This is a genomic window from Paraburkholderia nodosa DSM 21604 (assembly GCF_000519185.1).
Lineage (GTDB): Bacteria > Pseudomonadota > Gammaproteobacteria > Burkholderiales > Burkholderiaceae > Paraburkholderia > Paraburkholderia nodosa.
Genome location: NZ_JAFA01000012.1, coordinates 138387 through 159049 on the forward strand (window position 1 = coordinate 138387; position 20663 = coordinate 159049).

Here is a 20663-nt window from a genome sequence, read left to right on the forward strand (position 1 = left end):
TTGCGTTGCTTACTTCGACGCCGTGGCGGTCGCAGCCGGCAGATAGTCGTTCGAGTAAGTCTTCGCGAGGTCGATGTGCTTGCCCTTCACCGAAGGATTGAACGCCGAGAGCACCTTGAGCACCGTATCGGGGCCGTCGGCGGGCATGCGGCCGTCCTTCGTGAACATCGGCAGCGAGGACTTCAGCGCGGCCACATACAGGTCCTTGTTGTTGCCGTAGTAGTCCTTCGGCATCTTCGCGGCGATTTCGTCGGCGCTATGCGTGGCGATGAAGTTGAGCGTGCGCGAGAACGCGTGCGCGAGCTTCGTCGCTTCGTCCTTGTGCGACTGCGCCCAGGCGCGCTGCACGTAGAAGCTCGAAGCGGGGTAGGTGCCGCCGAGCGCCGCGCGCGTGCCTTCGAGCGTGCGCATGTCGACGAGCACCTTGGCGTCGCCGGTTTGCAGCAGACGCGAGACGGTGGGCTCCGTGGTCATGCCCGCGTCGATGCGGTTCTGCTTGATCGCCGCGATAAAGGTGTTGTCCGCGCCCACCGGCAGCAGCGTGTACTGGTTGGAGGGCACGCCCGAGCGCTGCGCGAGGTACTGCGTGAGGAAGCTCGTGGAGGAGCCAAGGCCCGTTACGCCGAGCGTCTTGCCCTTCACGTCGGCCATGCTCTTGAGCGTACCGGCTGCCGCGTTCGACACCATTTCCACTTCGCCCGGCACCTGGCCGAACACCACGAGCGTCTGCACTTCCTTGCCCTTGCTCTGCAGGTCGATGGTGTGATCGTAGAAGCCCACCACGCCTTGCACCGCACCCGCGAGCAGCTCGTTCTCGGCGTCCACGCCGGCCGGCTGTGACTGCAGCTCGACGTCGAGGCCTTCGTCCTTGAAGTAGCCGAGCTGCTCGGTCAGTTTGGCGGGCAGATAGATGATCTTGGTTGCGCCGCCAACCATGATCGTGATCTTTTCCGCGTGGGCAGCCGTGGAGCCGGCGGCGAGGGCGAACGCGACACTCGATACAGCGGCGATCTGGCGCAAGGTAGGCATCGTGGAGTCTCCTGAAGGTGGTGCGCCGTCCATGCGGGCGCTTTTTGGTGGATGGAGCCGATTATAAAAACCGTAAGCCTTCTGCCAGCCTTCGGGCGCCGTGCAAAATCGTCCGTGTTAACCCGCAGGGCGGCGGCGCGCCGGCAACGGCACAATCGATTCCCCCGAAACGGCCTTTCGCCCTTGCCCGCACCTGCCCATGAAGTTGCTGCTGATCGAAGACAATCCCACGCTGGCGCACTGGCTCGTCAAAACGCTGGAGGAGCAGGCGTTCGCCTTCGACGCCGTGCAGGACGGCGAAGCCGCCGACCAGTTGCTGCAGTCCAATCACTACGATGTGGTGCTGCTCGACCTCAATTTGCCGAAGCTCTCGGGCAAGAACGTGCTGCGGCGGCTGCGCCAGCGCGGCGACGCGACGCCCGTCATGGTGCTCACGGCGAGCGGCTCGATCGACGAAAAAGTGGAGCTGCTCGGCGCGGGCGCCGACGACTATCTCGTCAAGCCCTTCGAGGTGCGCGAACTGGTGGCGCGCATCAAGGTGCTGATTCGCCGGCAAACGCCCGCGCGCGCCAACGAAATCGGCTGCGGGGACCTCGTGTTCGACCTCAACACACGCCAGTTCACGCTGAAGGGTGCGCCGCTGAACGTGACGCCGCGCGAGCGCACGGTGCTCGAAACGCTGGCGCTGCGCCTCGGCCAGACCGTTTCGAAGGCCGCGCTCGTCGATGCGATCTTCACGCTCGCCGACGAACCCAGCGAGGACGCCATCGAAATCTACGTCTCGCGGCTGCGCAAGAAGCTCGAAGGCAGCTCGGCCGTGATCGTGACACTGCGCGGCCTGGGCTATTTGCTGCGCCGGAAGGATGAAACGCTATGACGACTTGCGCGTGCCGTCATGACGGGTAGCCTGCGCGTTCGCCTGCTGTGGTGGATGCTCGTGCCGCTCGCGCTCTACGTGAGTTTTACGGCGACCTCCGAGTATCGCGCTGCCCGCCATACCGCCGATCTGGTGCAGGACGGCCGGCTGCTGTCGTCCGCGCGCATGATCGCCGGTTCCGTGCAATGGGCCGACGGCGCGCTGCGCGCCGACGTGCCGCCCGCGGCGCTCGAGCTTTTCGCCTCGCCGCAGCAGGATCAGGTGTTCTACAACGTGCACGTGGAGGGTGGCTCGCTGCTCGCGGGCATGCCCGATTTTCCGCATGCGGCCTCGTCGCCCGCCGTCGATTCGCTCGTGGCGTACGACGCGGATCTGCGCGGCCAGGCCGTGCGCGCCGTGAGCGTGGTGCGCTCCATGTACGACAATGGTCACATCTGGCGCGTGCGAGTCTCGGTTGGCAAGACCGGGCGCTCGCGCGACGCGATGGTGGAGGCGCTCTGGCGTCCCCAGCTCTATCGCCAGATCGGCATGGTGATGCTGGCCGTAGCGCTCGCCTGCATCGGTCTGACGTTCGAGCTGCGTCCGCTGATGAAGCTCAAGAACGACGTGGCGGACCGCGATCCTTCGCACCTCGAACCCATTCGCGCCGAGGGGCTGCATGCCGAACTGCGGCCCGTCGTAGACGCCATCAATCAATGCATTGCGCGCCTTTCGGCGCAGACGGCGGCGCAGCGCCGCTTCATCGCCGATGCCGCGCACCAGCTGCGCACGCCGCTCACGCTGCTCGGCACGCAGTTGCAGTATGCGCGCCAGCAAAAGGCCGTCGATCCCGCGCTCGACGAAGTGCTGGCGGCCATGCACGTGAGCAACCGCTCGATGGTCGCGCTCACGAACCAGTTGCTGCTGCTCGCGCAGGCCGAGGCACTCGATCCCGCGCAGTTGCCGGCCGCACCCGTCGACATGGCGCAACTCGCGCGCGAAGTGATCGAGGCGCTCGCGCTGCTCGCGCAGACGCGCGGCATCGACCTCGGCGCGGAGCTGCCTCGCGAGACGGACGAGGCGGTGGTGCAGGGGCATCGCGAACTGTTGCGCGCGATGGTCAGCAATCTCGTGGACAACGCGCTGCGCTACACGCCGGCTGGCGGCCACGTCACCGTGTCGGTGCGGGCGAGCGGCGAGACGGTCGCGCTCGAAGTGCTCGACGACGGCCGCGGCATTCCCGCCGAAGCGCGGGCGCGCGTTTTCGAGCCTTTCTTCCGCGCCGCCGCCGGGACGGAAGGCACCGGCCTTGGTCTGGCGATCGTGCGCGAGATTGCGCAGTCGCATCGCGGCGCGGTGAGCCTGAGTCCGGGCGCGGACGGGCGGGGCGTGCGCGCCTGTGTGGTGCTCGCACGCTGGCAGCCCGCGCTCGTGGCCGAGCCTGCATAGGAGGCGCTTTAAGGGGCGGTACAATGTGGCCGCCTGAAGCCGCAAGCCCGCGCCGCGCCTGGCGGCCATCGCTGCGGCGACCACCCGTTCATTCGAAGATCGAGACCATGCAAAAGAAGACGGTCCGCAGTGCCCCGTTGCCCGCCTATGAGCAGATCAAGCGTCACGTGCTCGCGCAGATCGAAAGCGGCGCCTTGGGGCCCGGCGACGTGGTGCCCTCCGAAACGGAACTGGTCAAAGAGTTCGGCGTGGCGCGCATGACGGTGTCGCGCGCACTGCGCGAGTTGATGGCCGAAGGCGTGCTGAACCGCGTGCGCGGCTCGGGCACCTACGTGGCGCCGCGCCAGTACGAATCGACGGTGCTGCAGATCCGCAATATCGCCGACGAAATCGCGGCGCGCGGCCATCGGCATGCGGCACGCGTGCTGGAACTGGAGTCGAGCGACGATCCGAATGCGATCTCCGCGCTCGAACTCGACGCCGGGCCGGTGTTCCACTCGCGCATCGTGCACAGCGAAGAGGGCGAGCCGATCCAGTACGAGGACCGCTACGTGAACCCCGAGGTGTTCCCCGAATACCTCGCTCAGGACTTCACCGTCGAAACGCCGAATCACTACATGGTGCGCCTCGCGCCGATCCAGCGCGCCGAGTTCCGCATCTACGCGCAGAAGCCCGACGCGCGCGTGCGGCAGTACCTGGAGATGGAAATCGGCGAGCCTTGCCTGCTGTTGCTGCGGCGCACGTGGGTGGGGCGTCATGTGGCGACTTCCGTGCGCCTGTGGCATCCAGCTTCGCGATTTCATCTGGCGGGCACTGTTTGAACAGGGCGGCGAGGCCGCTCGTTTCCCGCTGTTGACCTTCTGAACCGCACACCACCGGACGCTCAAGCGCGCCTTGCCGCCCGGTTCCCAGCGCTCCGTCCCTCCTGATCCCTATCTGCTTCAAGCCAGCCTCTTTCGCTTGCGCGAGTGGTCTGGTCGCCTCCGCGCGCCATTCGCCGTGTCAGTCTGTTTGCAGACGTCTTGTCTAGACAAAGCTTTCACCGATCTCCCGTCGCTCTTCGCTCCTGTAGCCTGATTCCCGCTATTTACCTCAGGGTAACTACTAACCCACGTTTGATCAAAACGAGTTGTATATACAACTTGGCGGCGGTAGACTTAGCCCACGTTGCAGCGCTCATTGCACCTCCGCGGGCGCAGCCCTTCAGCTTGCTACCCAGACTCGACGGACCCGAACAAATGAACCACCCGAACTTCACCGACCCGCGCCTCGACCCGACCCGCACGATCCGCGCGCCGCGCGGCAGCGAGAAGGTCTGCAAGACCTGGCTGGCGGAAGCCGCNTACCGGATGATCCAGAATAATCTGGACCCCGAAGTCGCCGAGCATCCGCATGCGCTCGTGGTGTATGGCGGCATTGGCCGCGCCGCGCGCAACTGGGAGTGCTTCGACCAGATCCTCGCGTCGCTGAAGGACCTGGTCGCGCATGTGATGCAGTCGGTGCGCGCCGAGGTGCCGCATTACGACCTCGACCGCTACTTCGCGCCGGACATCGCCGCGATGACGAAGCTGGTGCAGAACGGCGCGATCGCCAAACATAGCCCGCTGGCGTTCGAGTCCGAGCAATAAGCGCTAGATTCCGAATAAAAACAGTCATCCTGAATAACATCCGAGACGAAGACGTTATGAACCACCCGAACTTCACCGACCCGCGCCTCGACCCGACCCGCACGATCCGCGCGCCGCGCGGCAGCGAGAAGGTCTGCAAGACCTGGCTGGCGGAAGCCGCCTACCGGATGATCCAGAATAATCTGGACCCCGAAGTCGCCGAGCATCCGCATGCGCTCGTGGTGTACGGCGGCATTGGCCGCGCCGCGCGCAACTGGGAGTGCTTCGACCAGATCCTCGCNTCGCTNAAGGACCTGAACGAGGACGAGACGCTGCTGATCCAGTCGGGCAAGCCCGTGGGCGTGTTCCGCACGCATGCNGANGCCCCGCGCGTGCTGCTCGCGAACTCGAACCTCGTGCCGCACTGGGCCACGTGGGANCANTTCCACGAACTGGACCGCAAGGGCCTCATGATGTACGGCCAGATGACGGCGGGCAGCTGGATCTACATCGGCTCGCAGGGCATCGTGCAGGGCACCTACGAGACGTTCTATTCGGTCGCGAACCAGCACTTCAACGGCGACCCGAAGGGCCGCTGGATCCTCACGGGCGGTCTCGGCGGCATGGGNGGCGCGCAGCCGCTCGCGGCGACGATGGCGGGCTTCTCGATGATCGCGGTGGAATGCGACGAGACGCGCATCGACTTCCGCCTGAAGACGCGCTACGTNGACCGCAAGGCCAANACNATCGACGAGGCGCTGGCCATCGTCGAGGAAGCGAAGAAGACCGGCAAGCCGGTTTCGGTGGGNCTGCTCGGCAATGCCGCCGATGTGTTCGCCGAATTCGTGAAGCGNGGCATCACGCCNGACTGCGTGACGGACCAGACGAGCGCGCACGATCCGATCAACGGCTACCTGCCGCAGGGCTGGACNGTGGAGCAGTGGCGCGAAGCGCAGAAGGTCGCGCCNGAANNCATCGTGAAGGTNGCGAAGNAGTCGATGGCNCACCAGGTGCGCGCGATGCTCACGCTGCAGGAGCGCGGCGCGGCCACGCTCGACTACGGCAACAACATCCGCCAGATGGCGCTNGAAATGGGCGTGGAAAACGCGTTCGATTTCCCGGGCTTCGTGCCGGCGTATATCCGTCCGCTGTTCTGCGAGGGCAAGGGCCCGTTCCGCTGGGTGGCGCTCTCGGGCGATCCTGAGGATATCTACAAGACGGACGCNAAGGTCAAGGANCTGATNCCCGACGATCCGCACCTGCACAACTGGCTCGACATGGCGCGCGAGCGCATCGCNTTCCAGGGCCTGCCGGCGCGTATCTGCTGGGTGGGCGTGAAGGATCGCTACCGTCTGGGCCAGGCGTTCAACGAAATGGTCAANAACGGCGAGCTGAAGGCGCCNNTCGTGATCGGCCGNGACCACCTCGACACNGGCTCGGTGGCGAGCCCGAACCGCGAAACGGAATCGATGAAGGACGGCTCGGACGCGGTGAGCGACTGGCCGCTGCTCAATGCGCTGCTGAACACGGCGGGCGGCGCGTCGTGGGTCTCGCTGCACCATGGCGGCGGCGTGGGCATGGGCTTCTCGCAGCACTCGGGCGTGGTGATCGTGGCGGACGGCACGCAGGCGGCGCACGAGCGTCTGGGCCGCGTGCTGCACAACGATCCGGCCACGGGCGTGATGCGCCACGCGGACGCCGGCTACGAACTCGCGCAGCAAACCGCGCGCGAGGCGGGTCTCAAGCTGCCGATGCTCGGCCGATGAGCGGCGCGAAAGCGATAGGCGGCGCGGTGCAGGCCGCCAGGCTCACGCTGTTGCGCGGCGCGGCGCTCGTGGCGTCGCCCTGGAAGAATGGCGGCGGCGTCACGCGCGAAATCGCGGTGGCGCACGTGGCATCGCATGCTGGCGCGTCACTGGACGCGTTTGCGTGGCGCGTGAGCGTGGCCGATGTCGCGCAGGCGGGGCCGTTCTCGCGTTTCGAGGGCGTCGATCGGACGCTGGTGCTGCTCGAAGGCGCGGGCATGCTGCTCGACGAAGCGGGTCGCACGCATGTGCTCACGCAGCCCCTCGACGTCGCGCATTTCGCGGGGGAAGCCGCGATCGACGCGCGCCTCGTGAACGGCGCCACGCGCGACTTCAACCTGATGGTGCGCCGCGATGCGGCGCGCGGCACGTTCGAAGTATGGCGCGCAAACGAGCGGCGCAGCATGCATGCGCAAACGGTTTTGCTCTACTGCGCGCAAGGCGGTCAGGACGTGCGCGTGGATGGCGAACGCCACGTGCGCCTCGAAGCGGGCGACACGCTGCGCATCGATACGCTCGACGCGCAATGCCCCTTGCAGATCGAAACACGCGGCGCGGGCGCCTTGCTCGCCGTGGCGCTCGATGTCCTGGACGCGCCACGGCAAGACACTACGGAAACGGCATCGCGCGATGCTGTGCATACCTGATGAAACGCACTCTCTGGCAAAACCTCAACCTGTGCCCGCATGGCGATCCGGGCCACGTCGTCGAGAACGCGGCGATTGCGGTGGAAGACGGCAAGATCGCGTGGCTCGGCGCCGCTGCCGGGTTGCCCGCATCATTCACCGAGTGGCCGTGCGAGGACCTGGGCGGCGCCTGGGTCACGCCCGGTCTCGTGGATTGCCACACGCACCTCGTCTACGGCGGACAGCGCGCCGATGAATTCGCGCAGCGTCTTGCGGGCGTGAGCTACGAAGAAATCGCGCGCCAGGGCGGCGGCATTGTATCGACGGTGCGCGCCACGCGCGCGGCCGACGAAGCCGCGCTGTTCGCGCAGTCCGCAACGCGCCTCGAAGCGTTGCTTGCCGAAGGCGTGACGGCTGTCGAGATCAAATCGGGCTATGGCCTCGATCTGGCGAGCGAGCGCAAGATGCTGCGCGTCGCGCGTCAGCTTGGCGAGCGTTATCCGGTCACGGTGCGCACGACGTTTCTCGGTGCGCACGCGTTGCCGCCCGAGTTCGCGGGCCGCGCCGACGACTATATCGACGAAGTGTGCGAACGCATGCTGCCCGCGCTCGCCGACGAGGGGCTCGTGGACGCTGTCGATGTGTTCTGCGAACGCATCGGCTTCTCGCTCGCGCAGAGCGAGCGCGTGTTCGAGGCGGCCGCGCGGCGCAAGCTCGCGGTCAAGATGCACGCCGAGCAGCTTTCCAATAGCGGCGGTGCGGCGCTCGCGGCGCGACACGGCGCATTGTCCGCCGACCATCTTGAGTTTCTCGACGAAGCGGGCGTCGCCGCCATGAAGAAAGCGGGCACCGTGGCGGTGCTGCTGCCGGGCGCGTACTACTTCATCCGCGAAACGCAGCTTCCGCCGCTCGACTTGCTGCGGCGCTACGAGGTGCCGATCGCCATCTCGACCGACAGCAATCCGGGCACGTCGCCCGCCACCTCGCTGCTGCTCATGATGAACATGGCGACCACGCTGTTCCGCATGACCGTGCCGGAGGTGTTGCAGGGCGTGACGCGGCATGCCGCGCAGGCTTTTGGCGACGCAGAGCGTCATGGCACGCTCGCGGCGGGTCGTCCCGCGGACTTTGCCGTCTGGACGGTGCAGTCGCTCGCGGAACTGGCTTACTGGATCGGCCGCCCGCTCTGCGCACGCGTGGTGCGCGGCGGCGAGACCGTCTTTGAGCGTCGCGCAGTTGAGCGTCGCGTTTGAGCGCTATTTTCAGCATGAATCACACCATCGAATCGAATCCGACTTCGCGCGCGCTCTTCGCCGAGTACGCTTATTTGCCCGACGGCTGGCGCCGCAACGTGCTGCTCGAATGGGACGCCGCGGGAACGCTGCACAACGTGACGCCCGATCTGGCGCAAGCGCCTCGAGGCGTCGCGCGAGCGGCGGGCCCGGTCGCGCCTGGCATGCCTAATCTTCATTCGCATGCGTTTCAGCGCGCCATGGCGGGCCTCACCGAATATCGCGCGAACCCCACCGACAGCTTCTGGAGCTGGCGCGACCTCATGTACCGCTTCGCGGCACGCATCACGCCCGACGATCTCGGGGCGATTGCGCGCTGGCTCTACGTCGAGATGTTGAAGGCGGGCTACACCTCCGTTTGCGAATTCCACTACGTGCATCACGGCAAGGATGGCCAGCAGTACGCGAGTCCCGCCGAACTGGCGCAACGCGTGGCGGACGCAGCGGGCGTGACGGGCATCGGCATGACGATGCTGCCCGTGCTCTATCAATACAGCGGCTTCGGCGCGCAAGCGCCGCGCGACGATCAGCGCCGCTTCATCAACACGCCGGAACAGCTGCTCGGCATCGTCGAGGCGCTGCGTGCGTGGCGGCCCGAGCACGGCGCGTTGCGCTACGGCGTTGCGCCGCATTCGCTGCGCGCCGTTTCGCACGACTCGTTGCGCGCGCTACTGGAAGGCCTGGACCACGCGCTTCCTGGCGCACCCGTGCATATCCACATCGCCGAACAGACGGCCGAAGTCGAGGCTTGCCTCGCGACCGAGGGCGCGCGGCCGGTGCAATGGCTGCTCGACCGGTTCGACGTGAACGCGCGCTGGTGCCTCGTCCATGCCACGCATATCGATGCGCGGGAGACCGCCGCGCTCGCCCAGAGCGGTGCGATTGCGGGCCTGTGCCTCACGACCGAAGCGAATCTCGGCGACGGCATTTTCCCCACGCGCGAGTATCTCGATGCGGGCGGCGCATTCGGCGTGGGCTCGGACAGTCATATCGGCGTGGACTGGCGCGCGGAGCTTCGCTTGCTCGAATACGGCCAGCGGCTCGCACGGCGCGAGCGCAATGTGTTGGCCGCGACGCATCAGGCGCAGGTTGCCGACCGGCTGTTCGACGCCGCGCTCGCCGGCGGCGCCAGTGCAACCGGGCGCAAGGTCGGCGCATTGAAGGAAGGCGCCCGCGCCGACTGGATCGTGCTCGACGCCCAGCATCCGAACCTCGCCGAACAGAAGCCGCTCACGTGGCTCTCGTCGGTCGTCTTCTGCGAGCATGGCGAAACGCCGGTGCTCGACGTCTACACCGGCGGCGTCAAGGTCGTGGAAGCGCGTCGCCATCGCGACGAAGCGCGCCTTTACGCCGACTATCGCGCGGCGCTTGCCAGGCTGCTGGCTGACGATTGAACGCGGGCCCGAACGCACGCGCCATTCACGAGACAAATTTCGATGACCGATATCTTTTCACTGGAACGCGGCAGCGCGCCGCTTATCATTTCGATCCCTCACCTGGGCACGCACATTCCCGCCGCGATGCACGGCAAGTACACGGACGTGGCCCTCACCGTCGCCGATACGGACTGGCATCTCGATCGCCTTTACGCGTTTGCGAAGGAACTGGGCGCGACCGTGCTCGGCGCGCGCGTTTCGCGCTATGTGATCGACCTGAACCGCCCGCCGAACGACGAGAGCCTCTATCCCGGCCAGACCACCACGTCGCTGTGTCCGACCGAAACGTTTCGCGGCGAGCCGATCTACCGCGACGGCTGCGTGCCCGACGCGTCGGAGCGCCAGCGCCGCGTGCAGACATTCTGGCAGCCGTATCACGACACGCTCGCCGCCGAACTGAAGCGCCTGCGCGCGGCGCATGCGAACGTGCTGCTGTGGGAGGCGCATTCGATCGCGAGCGTGCTGCCGCGCCTGTTCGACAACAAGCTGCCCGACCTGAACATCGGCACCCAGGACGGCCGCACGGTGAACCCGGCGGTGCAGGCGCGCGCGGAACACGCGGCGGCGGCAAGCGGCTATACGTGGATCGCGAATGGACGCTTCAAGGGCGGCTACATCACGCGCCATTTCGGCGCACCTCAAGACGGCGTGCATACGATCCAGCTGGAGATGTGCCAATCGGTCTACATGAACGAAACGGCGCCGTTCGATTACGTGCCCGCGCTCGCTGAGAAAGTCCAGCCCGTGCTGCGCGAGATGGTGGGCGGCGCGCTTGAGGCCATCGAGACGATGAACGCCGCTGCGGCCTGAACATTCCCGACGGCCACTCAGGCCGGGCATGGACACAACGGCTCTCGATCGAACGATCCAGAGCCGTTGTTGCGTTTAGAAGCGGTGAACGATGCCAATCTGGACGCCGCGCGCATCCGCTCCGGGGTAGGCGAGCGGCAGGCCCGGATTCGCCGCCCCGGCGAGCGTGTAACTCGCCTGGTTACGGTTGCGCAGGAACGAGAGCGCGCCGTAGAAGTTCGTGGTCTTCGACAGGTCGTATTCGTACATCAGGCCGATCTGGTCGGCATTGTCGCCTTGAGAGGTACGATCGTGCAGGGTGGCGTAGCCGAGCGACACGGCATTGTTCACGTTGAACTGATACTTCGCGGAAAGGCCCACGGTATAGCCATTCAACGCGAGGTCGGGCCATTTCATGTCCGAGTAGCCGCCGAAGATCGTCGCGCGCCCGATCGCGTACGAGGTGCCCGCCATGATCGTGCGGTCGGTGGCGCTGCCCTCGCTGTTCTTGAGCCACTGTCCCGCCACGAACGCCGCGAACGGGCCGTGCGCATAGGTCACGTCGAACTGCTGGCTCGAACCCGCGGCGCGCAGCCCGCCTGCGTCGCCGAAGCCCACGTAGATGCCTGCCTGAAGGCCCGCGAATTCCGGCGTGACATAGGAAACGGTGTTGCTCGTGCGGAACGTGAACACCGTGAGGTTGTCCATGGCCGAAGCCTGCGTCACGCCGCCAAAAGCGTCCTGGCCGCCTTGATCGTTGAAGAGCGGCGAATTCTGCCGGCCCACGCGCACCTCGCCCCAGCCGCCCGAGAGGCCGACCCATGCCTGGCGATCGAACAGCGATCCCTTCGTGGCCAGCGTGCCGTCCGTGGGGTTGAAGCCGTTTTCGAGGGCGAACGACAGCGTCTGCCCGCCGCCCAGGTCCTCCTTGCCTTTGAGGCCGAACCGGCTGCCCCATTGACCGCTCGAACCGAGTGCTGCCGTGTAGCCGTTGCCGGTGTTGACGTATTGGGCGAATTCGTCGATGAGCCCATAGAGCGTCACGCCGTCCTGGGCAAGCGCGCTGTGCGCGAAGAGGCCGAGTGCGGTGGCGCAAAGTGTGCTTCTGATGGTGCGAGCGGAGGGGCGAAGGGGCGTAGCGGGTTGCTTTTTCATTATCAGTACAACTATTTATTGGCGGAATAAAACGAACGCGCGGGTGGTGAGACCCGCGCGTATGGGAACGGTGTTGATCAGCGAAGCGGCGCGCTGCGCCGCGCGGTTCAATCCTGCTCGACCGGCAGGATCAGGCGTTCTGGAATGACCGGCGGCGTGAGGCGCATGGCGGCGTAGTAGAGCACGCCCGGCACGATCAGGCCGAGAATCCACGAGATGTCGGTGCCGCCGAGTGCGTCGACGAAGGGGCCCGTATAGAAGCTCGTCGAGATGAACGGCATTTGCACCAGCACGCCGAGCACGTAGATGCCAATGGCTTTGGCGTTCCAGCGGCCGTAGCGGCCATCGGGATTCGAGAGCGCCGGCACGTCGTAACGCGAGCGCGTGAAGCAGTAGAAGTCGACCAGATTGATCGCGCTCCACGGCGTGAAGAACGCGAGCAGAAACAGGATGAACGCCGTAAATTCCTTGAGAAACGAGTGGCGGCCCGCGAGCGCGACGAGCGTCGAGATGCCCACCATGCCGATGATGTAGAGGAAGCGATGGTGCGTCGAGATCGCGCGTTTCGCGCGAAACGCGCTCACGATCGTCGCCATCGACATGAAGCTGCCGTAGGCGTTGAGCGTCGTGACGGTGAGCTTGCCGAACGCGATGCTGAAGTAGAGCATCGCGGCGACCGCGCCGCTCGCGCCAAGGCTCACGATGTACGCCACCTCATGGTGCGCGAACGCGTGGCCCGCGAGCGCCGCCGCAAACACGCCGAACACCATCGCCGCCTGTGCCCCGATCACCGAGCCGAGCCCGACGGCGAGGAACGTGCGCAGGGGCGAAGTCGAGTGCGGCAAGTAGCGCGAATAGTCGGCAACGTAGGGGCCGAATGCGATCTGCCACGAAGCCGAAAGCGACATGGAAAGCAGGAAGCTGGCGATCGAGAAGTGGCGGTTTGCCAGCAGCGCGCCGATATCGTGATGCGTAAAGAGCTGCGCGAACATGAACACGAACGCGAGCACGCCAATCACGCTGGCAATGCGGCCGACGAAGTGAATCGAGCGATAGCCGAGCAACGTCAGCACGACGATGAGCACCGCGAAAAGGCAGATGCCCGAAGTATCGGAAACGTTGAGCAGCTGCGCGGTGGCCTGACCGGCGAGCACCGTGCCGCTCGCGGAAAAGCCGACATACATGATGCAGACGAGCACGATCGGAATAGCGGCGCCGTAGACGCCGAACTGCACGCGGCTGGAAATCATCTGCGGCAGGCCGAGTTGCGGGCCTTGCGCGCCGTGCAGCGCCATGACCGTGCCGCCGACGAGTTGTCCCGCCAATAAAGCGATCAACGACCAGAAGACGTCGCCGCCAAGCACGACGGCCAACGCGCCGGTAATGATCGCCGTGACCTGCAGGTTCGCGGAAAGCCAGAGCGTGAACTGGCTGAACAGGCTGCCGTGGCGCTCCGCGTCGGGGATGTAGTCGATCGAACGCGTTTCCAGGATCTTGCGGCCATCGGTTTCGAGGTTGGCGACGGATTCAGGCATGGCCACGGACGGCTCCGAACATTGGGGTGAGTGCAGGGCGCCCGCGAACCGCGGACGATGGGAATGTCCGCATGATGTTGTATAGACAACTTCGGAGAAATTGGGGATAACCCTGCCGATGGGTGGCTTACAAAAGCCACTCGATAGGCAGGACGGAGAAGAACCAGACGCTCAGTCGCTGGTTCCATGTGGTGTTCGGCTCGGTGTCGTAGCGAATGACCGTATCGTCGGAGAGGCGCGTCCAGTAGAGCTTGCCGTTCTCGTCGAGGTGCGCCTGATACGCGAGCTGCGGCACGCGGGTCCAGAACGCTTTTTCGATCTGGGTGGCGAGCACCGGGCTGTCAATCACGAGCCCGAGTTCGGTGTTGAGGTTGGCCGAGCGCGGGTCGAAATTCACCGAGCCGACGAATACACGCTCCGCATCCACGGCGAAGGTCTTGGCGTGCAGGCTCGACCCCGTGCTGCCGAACGGACCGCTGCCTGCGCCCTTGCCCGTGGCTTTGTCCGTAGCCTTGCTGGTGCCCGCCGCGCGCTGCAGCTCGAACAGCTCCACGCCGCCTTTGAGCAGTGCCACGCGACGCCGCGCGTAGCCGGAATGGACGGCGGACACATCGGTGGCCTCGAGCGAGTTCGTCAGCACGCGCACGGTCACGCCCTGGGCGGCGAGCTGGGTGAAGTATTGCGTGCCGACCTCGCCGGGCACGAAGTACGGCGAAACCAGATCGAGTTCACGGTGCGGATCGCCGATGATCTCGTGGAGCTGACTGAGGATGAGCGTTTCTTTGGGCGCCGTGCCGAGCGCTTTCGCCGGGTCGTCGCTGACCAGTTGCGTCCTGGCCCATTCGAGCGGCAGCGTGCCGTCCAGCAGGCGGCGCACGTCGGTGGTCTTGCGCAGCGATTCGATGTATTGCGCCGCGGCCGGATCGGTGCGCGCGGCAAGCGCGGCGCGATCGAGCGTGGCGAGTGCATCGGGCGCCACATACGGCAGGATTTGCGACGTGGGGTATGACGAAGCGCTGGCCCAGTAGCGGTCGAAGTCGTTCGCGACATCGGTGGCGGCGGGGCCGATGGCGAGCACGTCGAGGTCGGCGAACACGACGCCGTCGGTCGCGCCGAAATATTCGTCGCCGATATTGCGGCCGCCAAGAATGGTCGCCACGCCGTCAGCCGTGAGCGACTTGTTGTGCATGCGCCGGTTCAGCCGCGAGAAGTCGGTGAGAAAGCCGATGGCTTTGGGCTTGCGCGTGGCGAACGGATTGAAGAGCCGAACCTCGATGTTGGGATGTCCATTGAGCGCCGCGAGCGTGGGGTCCAGTGAGGACGGAATGCCGTTGTCGTCGAGCAGCAGGCGCACACGTACGCCGCGGTCGGCGGCCTCGCGCAGTTCTTCGAGCAACAACGTGCCGGTAAGATCGTCGCGCCAGATGTAGTACTGAACGTCGAGCGTACGCTGGGCGTTGCGCACGAGCGCCACGCGCGAGGCGAAGGCGTCGAGCGGGTTCGCGAGCGGGTCGATGCCGGTGAAGTCGGGGTGGGTGGCGAGTTCGGCCGCTACGGCTTTGCCAAGCTGAGTCGATCGCGCCTCGGCTGACGTGAGCGCCGTGGTTTGCGTGCGCTCGCCGAGCGGAGGTAGCTGCTGACACGCGGCAAGACCTGTGGCCAGCGCGATTGCGCATAGCGGCAACGCCATGGCGCACAGTTTTCGCAACCCGTTTGCAGCCAGCGCGATGAGCGATCTTTGCATGGAGCGTTCGCTTGTCCGTGTCGATCCCGCTTCGAGGCGCGAAGCGCGGGGCTTCGCGAGTGAGCGTGCAACGACGTCAGCTTACGCGATTGGCGTGGCAGGCACCACGCCAGGCGTACAGCCCAGCCCCTGGAATGAATTTGTCTAGTTTGGGGAGCCGTTATTGATGTGAACAGGCCTAGGAGCGAACGCGTGGGTGGTGCGAGCTTAGTGCGCGTCGAGCGCCGCTTGCGCGCGGGCGCGGGAGTCTTGCGCCGACTGGTTGCGCTCGGCCCTGGCGTCACGCGCTTCCTGGTTGAAGGTCTGGCGCGCCTCCGCTGTCCGGGCCCGCTGTTGACGGTTTGCCTCGCGAACTTCCATGCGCTTCTGGACGATCGGGTCGTTATGCGTCACCGTGGCGGCGGGCTGGCCTTCCTTGCTTGCCGGTGCGGGGGTCTGCGCAAACACCTGGCCCGCAAACAGGGCGCTGACCACGATGGCGACGACGGCAACGGTGCGAGTTCTGACTTTCATGAGTTTCTCTCCGGCAAATAACTTTGTATTGCTAACTAATGCTCATGCTCCGGTAAGAGCGAGGGCGGGGCCTGTCGAGCGATCCGAGGCGGGTGGCCTCGGCTGCTCTTGTTTTTCAGAGCTTTCATTTTACTTTCGAGTTGAGGCAGGTCAACCCGAGGGAGGCTCTAGCGACGTGGCAGTGCGGCCGCGATGCGCCTGTTCATAGGCCATTGAGGAATTTGCATGACAGATGGTCGCGGTTACGCGTTCTGTCACCGACGCAGCATGTCTGCAATCGTTTGTGTGAGCAACGTCTGCTTGTGTGCTTTCCGGTGAATCATCCCCACCGTGCGGATGAATGGCCGCCCGGGAAGCGGCATGAGCCGCAGATTCGGATCGCTCTGCCATTTGCCGCCTTGCAGTACGGGCAACACACTCACGCCCACGTCGTTGCGCACCAGCGAGACGATCGTTTCGATCGAGTTCAGCTCCAGGTATTCGAGCGGTTCGATGCCTAGCTCGCGCAGTGCGTGGTCGATCACGACGCCCGTCGGCACGCGCCGGTCGAAGCGCAGAAAACCGCGCTCGCGCAGGATGCGGCGCGCATCGTCGCCGGGCGTCGCGCGGCTCGTCACGAGCATCAGAGGCTCTTCGTAGAGCGGCGTCCACGCGAGTGACTCGTGAAGCGAACCGTCTGCACTGCCAACCACGACGGCGAGGTCCACGTCGCCGTCTTCCACCATGCGCGCCAGCTCGTTCGAGCGCGCCGAGGTGAGGCGCACTTCGAGTTCCGGGTGGCCCGTTTTCAGATGCGCGACGGCCAGCGAAAGCGCGCCGATCACCGACACCACCGCGCCGATGATGATCGAGCCGTGCATCGTGTCGCCCGCACTGGCGGGCAGTTCGTCGATCAGCGCGAGAATGTGCTCGACCTTCGCGCAGATCTCGCGGCCTTCGCGCGTGAGCGCGACCTGGCGTGCGCGACGGTCGAAGATCTGCCGGCCGAGCGCCTCTTCGAGCCCGCGCATCTGCAGGCTCACGGCCGCCTGGGTGAGCGCCGTTTTTTCCGCCGCCGTGGCGAACGACCCGCTGCGCGCGACGGCCTGCAAGGTGCGCAGCATACGTAGGGTTAGCATGTAAATAAAACTTAAGTGTCGGGAATAAAATATTAATATTTTTTTGCCTGATCCTTCAAGATAATCGATAGATCGGCATGAGCCGTGCGCGCCGCAACTGAGTGCGGCGGTGCGCGTGCCGCTGCTTTCGTTCATTACCGGAATCCGGACTTCCATGACGCGCTTCAACTGGCAAAACCCCTATCCGACGCCGCGCCTGCCGGTGTTCGCCCGCAATATCGTTTCGACATCGCATCCGCTTGCCGCGCAGGCCGGGCTGCGCATGCTCTGGAAAGGCGGGAATGCCGTCGACGCCGCCATCGCCGCCGCAGCCGCCATCACCGTGGTCGAACCGGTATCGAACGGCCTTGGCAGCGACTGCTTCGCGCTCGTGTGGGATGGCGCGAAGCTGCACGGCCTGAACGCGTCGGGCAATGCGCCGGCGGCGTGGAGCGTCGATTATTTCCGCCGCAAATACGGCGAGGAAAACGGTCTCGCGAAGCAGCCCAAACGCGGCTGGGACACGGTGACCGTGCCTGGCGTGATCGCGGGCTGGGAAGCGCTGCATGCGAAGTTCGGCAAGCTGCCGTTCGCGGACCTGATGGAGCCGGCCATCGAGATCGCGGAGCGCGGCCATGCGGTGGCGACCATCGTCACGCGCAAGTGGCAGGCGGCGATTCCCGAATTGCACAATCAGCCGGGCTTTGCCGAGACCTTCATGCCGCGCGGCCGCGCGCCCGAAGTGAGCGAGCGCGTGTGCTTTCCCGGCCACGCCGCCACGCTGCGGCGCCTCGCGGAACGCGGTCCGCGCGACTACTACGAGGGCGAACTCGCCGAGCGCATCGCCGCGTTTGCGCGCGAAGGCGGCGCGGCGCTCACGCTGGACGACCTGCGCAACTATCGCCCGGAATGGGTCGAGCCGATCGGCAAGAATTATCGCGGCTACACGGTCCACGAGATTCCGCCCAACGGGCAGGGCATCGCGGCGCTGATCGCGCTCGGCATTCTCGAACAGTTCGACATGGGCTCGCTCGCGCTCGACAGCCTCGAATCGCAGCATCTGCAGATCGAGGCCATGAAGCTCGCGTTCGCCGACGTCTATCGCTACGTTGCCGATCCGCGTTCGATGGAAGTCACGCCCGAGCAGATGCTCGACGACGCCTACCTGAAAGAGCGCGCGAAGCTGATCGACCCGAAGCGCGCCACGCAGTTCGACTTCGGCATGCCGCGCTCGGGCGGCACGATCTATCTCTCCGCCGTGGACGAGCGCGGCATGATGGTGAGCTTCATCCAGTCGAACTACATGGGCTTCGGTTCGGGCGTGGTCGTGCCGGGCACGGGCATCGCGCTGCAGAACCGCGGCTGCGGCTTTTCGATGGACCCGGTCTCGCCGAACGTCGTGGAAGGCGGCAAGCGCCCATTCCACACCATCATTCCGGCGTTCCTCACGCAGCAGGTGGACGGCCGCCAGGAAGCGGTGATGAGCTTCGGCGTGATGGGCGGCGACATGCAGCCGCAAGGGCATTTGCAGTCCGTCGTGCGCATGCTCGACTACGGCCAGCAGCCGCAGGCCGCGTGCGATGCGCCGCGCTGGAAGGTCAACCGCGACTTCACGCTCGATATCGAATCGACCTTCAACCCGCAGACGGCGCGCGCGCTGCAAGGGCTCGGCCACGAGATCAAGGGCATCGACGATCCGTACATGGACTTCGGCTCGGGCCAGTTCATCTGGAAGCTCGATCGCAACGATCCCGAGCGCGGCTATGTCGCCGCGAGCGACACGCGCCGCGACGGGCTCGCAGCGGGCTTCTAGGCGGCGAGCAGCGTTTGCCGCGAGCGGGAATGCCTCGCTCGCGGTTCACGGCAAACAATGAGTAGACCAAATAAAAAAGGAGGAGACTGACATGGAGACCGGGTCATCGGTTTCGAGAGCGCCGCTCAGCCGCGGCATGGTGCGCCGCATCGTGTTCTCCTCGTCGATCGGCAATGCGCTGGAGTGGTTCGACTTTCTCGTGTACGGCTACTTCGCGCCGATCATCGCGAAGCAGTTCTTTCCCGTGCACGACGAATGGCTCTCCACGCTGCTGGCGGTCGGCACCTTCGGCATCTCTTTTCTCATGCGTCCGCTTGGCGCGATCGTGCTGGGTATCTACGGCGATCGCGAGGGGCGCAAGGCCGCGCTCACGCTCGCCATTGCCCTCATGATGGCGGGCACGCTGGCCATGGCGGTCATGCCGCCGTATGCGTCGATCGGCATCGCCGCGCCGCTCTTGATCCTGCTCGCGCGCCTCGTGCAGGGCTTTGCGGTGGGCGGCGAGTTTGGCAGCGCGACGGCGTTCATGGTCGAGCACAGCCCCGCCAGGCGCGGTTACTACGCGAGCTGGCAGTTCGCGAGCCAGGGCGCGGCCGCGATTCTCGCGGCGTCGTTCGGCGGCGTGCTCGCAGCGTGGCTGCCGCCCGAGCAACTGCAGGCGTGGGGCTGGCGCGTGCCGTTCTTCTTCGGGCTCGTGCTCGGGCCGGTGGGCTGGTACATCCGCTCGCATCTGGATGAGACGCCCGAATTCATCGCGAACCAGCAAGCGCACAGCGGACAAGATGCGCGCGCAACGAATGAGCCGGGCCTCGGCCGCCAATGGGTGAACCTGCTGCTCGCGGTGGGCATCGTTGCGCAGTCCACTGTTGGCGTGTACATCCTCCAGCTCTACATGCCGATGTACGCGGTGAAGCAACTCCATATGGCGGCGGCAACCTCGTTCGGCGTGGTCGTGCTCAACGGCGGCCTGCAGTTCGCGCTTTCGCCGGTGATGGGCGCGCTCTCGGACCGCATCGGGCGCATTCGCATCATGCTGACCACGTCGATCCTGCTTGCGGCGCTCACGTATCCCATGTTCGCGCTGTTGCAGCGTCACCCCACGCTCGGCTGGCTGCTCGTGCTCCAGGGCTCGGCGGGCATCTTCAAGGCGGCCTATTCGGGCCCGATGCCCGCTTTGATGTCGGAGATCTTTCCGGTGCGCGTGCGCTCGGCGGGGCTTTCCATCGCGTACAGCCTTGGCGTGACGCTCTTTGGCGGCTTCGCGCCGACGATCGCCGAAGTGCTGATTCACGTAACGGGCGATACGCTCGCGCCCGCGTATTACGTTTCGCTCGCGGCCGTGATCTCGGGTGTTTCGCTCGCAATCGTCGGCTGGCGGACGATGCGGCAGGCTTCGATGCGGACCACGCTCGCGAGCTGAAAGTCTGAAGTCCGAACTGACCCGATTGTCATTGTGCCCGCAGAATCTCCCTTTAAAACAGGGCGTGAATGCGGGCGCGGTGTTCTTGCACGCCTTCTTCGTGACTTCGTGCAGACCTCGCTGAAGCGTCACGAAAGTGGTGATATAGTCGCCCCCTCACCGCCGTCCGGCGGGGCGAGCATTACGTTTTGTCAGGTTCCCGGAGAGTATATGGCAGTCGAATATCGTGGCTTTCGAGTCACTGTCGAAGCGAAAGCAGACGCGACGGACACGCAATGGCTGTGCCGCGCGGTTTTGGAAGGTGTTGACGCACAAGTGGAAACGGCCAAGCTGCCTTGCGTCGAGCTTGCGATTCCCAAGCTGAAGATCGATGTGCTGATGGCGCTCAGCGTGGTCGAGCAAACGGCGAAGCAGGCTGTCGACGAATGGTGGCAAGCCAAGCAGCCGGAAATGGCCTGATGATTCAGGCGCAGGCAACCCCGCTGCGGTTGCCGCGC

The 20663-nt window shown here is 65.6% G+C and carries 17 protein-coding genes and 1 pseudogene; 12 read left to right on the forward strand and 6 right to left on the reverse strand.

Translation table 11 applies throughout. The features are described 5' to 3' along the window. Positions 1–9: 9 nt before the first annotated feature. The gene (locus A3CW_RS0119590; protein ID WP_028205084.1) at positions 10–1029 is read right to left on the reverse strand and encodes an ABC transporter substrate-binding protein; all 1020 of its coding nucleotides are present in this window, start codon (positions 1027–1029) and stop codon (positions 10–12) included. A 199-nt stretch (positions 1030–1228) separates the two neighbouring features. Between A3CW_RS0119590 and A3CW_RS0119595 the strand changes: the two genes are divergently transcribed. The 9 genes and pseudogenes from A3CW_RS0119595 (at position 1229) to hutG (ending at position 10910) form a co-directional block, all read left to right on the forward strand. Continuing rightward, entirely contained in the window at positions 1229–1906 is a 678-nt protein-coding gene (locus A3CW_RS0119595; protein WP_028205085.1) for a response regulator, read from the forward strand. An 18-nt stretch (positions 1907–1924) separates the two neighbouring features. Further along, positions 1925–3334, forward strand: coding sequence for a sensor histidine kinase (locus A3CW_RS46900; protein ID WP_051481582.1), 1410 nt, complete (start codon positions 1925–1927; stop codon positions 3332–3334). Positions 3335–3441: 107 nt separating this feature from the next. Next, the gene (hutC, locus tag A3CW_RS0119605; RefSeq protein WP_028205086.1) at positions 3442–4155 is read left to right on the forward strand and encodes a histidine utilization repressor; all 714 of its coding nucleotides are present in this window, start codon (positions 3442–3444) and stop codon (positions 4153–4155) included. 417 nt (positions 4156–4572) lie between these two features. After that, a pseudogene (locus tag A3CW_RS52410) lies at positions 4573–4812 on the forward strand (urocanate hydratase); the annotation flags it as partial. Between the two features lie 206 nt (positions 4813–5018). After that, positions 5019–6707: a urocanate hydratase gene (gene hutU, locus A3CW_RS0119615; protein ID WP_028205088.1), complete on the forward strand. Its 1689-nt coding sequence runs from the start codon at positions 5019–5021 to the stop codon at positions 6705–6707. Continuing rightward, positions 6704–7393: a HutD/Ves family protein gene (locus A3CW_RS46905; RefSeq protein WP_051481583.1), complete on the forward strand. Its 690-nt coding sequence runs from the start codon at positions 6704–6706 to the stop codon at positions 7391–7393. Before hutU ends, A3CW_RS46905 begins: the two co-directional genes overlap by 4 nt. Further along, entirely contained in the window at positions 7393–8625 is a 1233-nt protein-coding gene (gene hutI / locus A3CW_RS0119625; protein ID WP_028205089.1) for an imidazolonepropionase, read from the forward strand. Before A3CW_RS46905 ends, hutI begins: the two co-directional genes overlap by 1 nt. 14 nt (positions 8626–8639) lie before the next feature. Next, complete coding sequence (locus A3CW_RS0119630) at positions 8640–10058, forward strand: formimidoylglutamate deiminase (protein WP_028205090.1); 1419 nt, start codon at positions 8640–8642, stop codon at positions 10056–10058. Between the two features lie 42 nt (positions 10059–10100). After that, the gene (gene hutG / locus A3CW_RS0119635) at positions 10101–10910 is read left to right on the forward strand and encodes an N-formylglutamate deformylase (RefSeq protein ID WP_028205091.1); all 810 of its coding nucleotides are present in this window, start codon (positions 10101–10103) and stop codon (positions 10908–10910) included. A gap of 75 nt (positions 10911–10985) precedes the next feature. Here hutG and A3CW_RS0119640 read toward each other — a convergent pair whose 3' ends face one another. The 5 genes from A3CW_RS0119640 to A3CW_RS0119660 all read right to left on the reverse strand — a co-directional run bounded on the left by A3CW_RS0119640 (position 10986) and on the right by A3CW_RS0119660 (position 16954). After that, positions 10986–12044, reverse strand: coding sequence for a porin (locus tag A3CW_RS0119640; RefSeq protein ID WP_028205092.1), 1059 nt, complete (start codon positions 12042–12044; stop codon positions 10986–10988). 107 nt (positions 12045–12151) lie between these two features. After that, complete coding sequence (locus A3CW_RS0119645) at positions 12152–13579, reverse strand: purine-cytosine permease family protein (protein ID WP_211254068.1); 1428 nt, start codon at positions 13577–13579, stop codon at positions 12152–12154. A 127-nt stretch (positions 13580–13706) separates the two neighbouring features. Continuing rightward, positions 13707–15323, reverse strand: coding sequence for a phospholipase D family protein (locus A3CW_RS0119650; RefSeq protein ID WP_081771723.1), 1617 nt, complete (start codon positions 15321–15323; stop codon positions 13707–13709). Between the two features lie 207 nt (positions 15324–15530). Then, positions 15531–15836, reverse strand: a complete 306-nt coding sequence (locus A3CW_RS0119655; RefSeq protein ID WP_028205095.1) for a hypothetical protein — start codon at positions 15834–15836, stop codon at positions 15531–15533. A gap of 254 nt (positions 15837–16090) precedes the next feature. After that, on the reverse strand, positions 16091–16954 hold the full coding sequence (locus tag A3CW_RS0119660) for a LysR family transcriptional regulator (RefSeq protein WP_028205096.1): 864 nt from the start codon (positions 16952–16954) through the stop codon (positions 16091–16093). A 154-nt stretch (positions 16955–17108) separates the two neighbouring features. On the opposite strand from A3CW_RS0119660, the gene A3CW_RS0119665 reads away from it, so the two are divergent. From A3CW_RS0119665 to A3CW_RS0119675, 3 genes are all read left to right on the forward strand, one after another. Continuing rightward, positions 17109–18746: a gamma-glutamyltransferase family protein gene (locus A3CW_RS0119665; protein WP_028205097.1), complete on the forward strand. Its 1638-nt coding sequence runs from the start codon at positions 17109–17111 to the stop codon at positions 18744–18746. A 91-nt stretch (positions 18747–18837) separates the two neighbouring features. Further along, entirely contained in the window at positions 18838–20166 is a 1329-nt protein-coding gene (locus A3CW_RS0119670) for an MFS transporter (protein ID WP_028205098.1), read from the forward strand. Between the two features lie 210 nt (positions 20167–20376). Beyond that, complete coding sequence (locus tag A3CW_RS0119675; RefSeq protein WP_028205099.1) at positions 20377–20625, forward strand: hypothetical protein; 249 nt, start codon at positions 20377–20379, stop codon at positions 20623–20625. The last annotated feature ends 38 nt before the right edge of the window (positions 20626–20663 follow it).